3 protein-coding genes are annotated in these 2,765 nt (G+C 74.7%); 1 reads left to right on the top strand and 2 read right to left on the bottom strand.

Features of this window, described 5'->3' with window-relative positions; genetic code table 11:
* Window positions 1–12 precede the first annotated feature (12 nt).
* The gene (locus GTW08_RS30675) at window positions 13–171 is read left to right on the top strand and encodes an adenosylcobinamide-GDP ribazoletransferase (RefSeq protein ID WP_346009999.1); all 159 of its coding nucleotides are present in this window, start codon (window positions 13–15) and stop codon (window positions 169–171) included.
* Window positions 172–291: 120 nt separating this feature from the next.
* Here GTW08_RS30675 and GTW08_RS30670 read toward each other — a convergent pair whose 3' ends face one another.
* Together GTW08_RS30670 and gcvT are read right to left on the bottom strand one after the other, a co-directional pair.
* On the bottom strand, window positions 292–1,413 hold the full coding sequence (locus GTW08_RS30670) for a branched-chain amino acid aminotransferase (protein ID WP_073574149.1): 1,122 nt from the start codon (window positions 1,411–1,413) through the stop codon (window positions 292–294).
* A gap of 62 nt (window positions 1,414–1,475) precedes the next feature.
* Entirely contained in the window at window positions 1,476–2,603 is a 1,128-nt protein-coding gene (gcvT, locus tag GTW08_RS30665) for a glycine cleavage system aminomethyltransferase GcvT (protein WP_073574150.1), read from the bottom strand.
* Window positions 2,604–2,765 lie beyond the last annotated feature (162 nt).

The following is a 2,765-nucleotide window of genomic DNA, read 5'->3' as shown; positions in this document are numbered from 1 at the left end:
ACGACGGCGGCCGTGCTGGGGGCGGTGCTGCTCGCGGCGCTGCTGGTGGTGGGGCTGGCCCGCCACACCCGGCGCCGGTTCGGTGGGATGAGCGGTGACGTCCTGGGGGCGGCCTGCGAGGTGGGCGGGACCGCCGTCCTCGTCGTGCTGGCGGCCGCGCTCACCGGGTGACCCGGCGCCTGATCGAGCCGGTCCACGCGGCAGGCGGTCACATGATCACCGGTTGTGGAGCGTTCCGTCCGCGAGGCGGGCGCAGGACTCCACAACCGGTGATCATGCGGTGGGGACGGCTCAGACCGACGCGGAGGCCGGCACCAGGGTGTGCATCCAGCCGTGCGGGTCGGGGGCCGCGCCGCGCTGGATCGCGGTCAGCGCCTCGCGCAGCTGCAGGGTGACCGGGCCGGGCTCACCGTTGCCGACGGTCACCTCGCCGCCGCTGTGCTTGACCGTCCCGATCGGGGTGATCACCGCGGCGGTGCCGCAGCCGAACACCTCGGTCAGCACGCCGCTCGCCGCGCCACCGAGCCACTCCTGGCCGGAGATGCGGCGCTCGACCACCGAGATCCCGAGATCCTTCGCCACCGTGATCAGCGAGTCCCGGGTGATGCCGGCGAGCACCGAGCCGCGCAGGTCCGGCGTCGCGACCTCGACCGAGCCGTCGCCGGAGCGGAAGACGAAGAACAGGTTGTTCGAGCCCATCTCGTCGATCCACTGGCGCTCCTCGGCGTCGAGGTAGGCGACCTGGGCGCAGCCGTGCTGGGCGCCGACCGCCTGCGGCAGCAGCGACGCCGCGTAGTTCCCGCCGCACTTGGCGGTGCCGGTGCCGCCGAGCGCGGCGCGCGTGTACTCGGTCTCCAGCCACACGTCCATGGGCTTGACCCCACCGGCGAAGTACGGACCGGCCGGCGAGGCGATGACCGAGTACAGGTACTCCGACGACGGCCGCACCCCCAGCCCGACCTCGGTCGCGATCATGAAGGGCCGCAGGTAGAGCGAGTCCTCGCCGCCGGCCTCGGGCACCCACTCGGAGTCGACCGCGAGGAGCTCGGACAGCGAGGCGAGGAAGAGGTCCTCGGGCAGCTCGGCCATCGCGAGCCGGCGCGCGGAGCCGGCGAACCGGGCGGCGTTGGCGTCGGGCCGGAACGACGCGATCGAACCGTCGGGCTGGCGGTAGGCCTTGAGCCCCTCGAAGATCTCCTGCCCGTAGTGGAGGACCATCGAGGACGGGTCCAGCGTCATCGGGCCGTAGGGCACGACCGCCGGGTCGTGCCAGCCGGTCCCGGCGGTCCACCGGATCGTCACCATGTGGTCGGTCATGTACCGCCCGAAGCCGGGGGCGGCCAGTACGTCGGCGCGCCGCTGCGGGGACGCCGGGGCGGGGTTGCGGGTCACGGAGAACTTCGGCGCGCTCATGACACGAACGGTATCTCCGGCGTCCACCCGGCAGACAGTCGGATTCCCGACCGTCGGACGGGTCACCGCACGTGGGAGGGCACCAGGGGCGGCTTCACGACCTCCACCGGCAGCGCGCGGCCCCGGACGTCGATCACCAGTGGGTCGCCGACGGCCACCCCACCCGCGGTGTCGACCAGAGCCAGCGCGATGCCGGTGCGCAGCGTCGGGGAGAACGTCCCCGAGGTGACGACGCCGACGGGGCTGCCGCCCTCGCCGTCGAGGACGGTCATGCCCGCCCGCGGGACACCCCGCCCGGTCGCCCGCAGCGCGCGCAGGCGCCGCGCCGGGCCCGCCGCGCGCTCGGCGAGCAGGGCGTCGCGGCCCCAGAACGCCGGCTTGTCCCAGCCGACCGCCCAGCTGCTCCCGGCCTGGACCGGGCTGATCTCGGTGGACAGCTCGTGGCCGTGCAGCGGGTAGCCCATCTCGGTGCGCAGGGTGTCGCGCGCCGCGAGACCGCACGGTCCGCCGCCGACCGCGCGGACGGCGTCGAGCAGGGCGTCCCACATCGCCGGTGCGGCCTCCGCGGCGAGGACGACCTCGTAGCCGAGCTCGCCGGTGTAGCCGGTGCGGCAGATCCGCACACCGCCGTCGTTCAGACCGCCCTCGAGGTCGGTGAACGCCATGTAGTCCAGGTCCGCGACGCCCTCCCCCACGGCACCGAGCGCCGCGCTCAGGGCCTCGGCGGAGCGGGGCCCCTGGACGGCGAGCACGGCGAGTTCGCGGTGCCGGTCGGTGATCGTGACCCCGGGCGGGGCGTCGGCGGCGAGCGCGGAGACGATCCGGGTGGAGTTCGCGGCGTTCGGGACGAGCAGCAGGTCGTCGTCCGCAGCCAGGTAGACGATCATGTCGTCCTCGACGCCGCCGCGGTCGTCGCAGGCCAGGGTGTACTGGGCGCGACCCGGGCCGATGCGGCCGAGGTCGTTGGTCAGGCAGGCGTTCAGGTGCGCGGCCGCGCCCGGCCCGGAGATCGGGACGGTGCCGAGGTGGCTGACGTCGAACAGGCCCGCCGTCTCGCGGACCGACGTGTGCTCGGCGACGGTGCCGCCCGGGTAGGAGATCGGCATCGACCACCCCCCGAACTCGCCGAGGGTGGCGTCGAGGGCGACGTGCCGGTCGTGCAGCGGGCTGGGCAGGAGCTCGTCGGTCACGCCCGCGACCCTATCGGCCTCAGGCCGCCTGTTCCTCGGGATCGCTGCGGCGCACGGGTTCCTCGGCCGCCGCGCGGGAGCGGGACCGCGCGGTGACGGCGCACAGCACCCAGCCCGCGGCGAGCGCCCCGGCCGTCGCGACCAGCGGCCACGGCGGCATCG

Source organism: Pseudonocardia sp. SID8383, from assembly GCF_009864975.1.
GTDB classification, from domain to species: domain Bacteria; phylum Actinomycetota; class Actinomycetes; order Mycobacteriales; family Pseudonocardiaceae; genus Pseudonocardia; species Pseudonocardia alni.
Note: the sequence above shows the minus strand (reverse complement) of the source record. Positions and strands in the feature narration are given on the sequence as shown.

What these genes read in the sequence shown, in the direction of transcription:
- GTW08_RS30670 (WP_073574149.1), bottom strand. Translation starts at nt 1,413, where the DNA reads ATGAGCGCGCCGAAGTTCTCCGTGACCCGCAACCCCGCCCCGGCGTCC.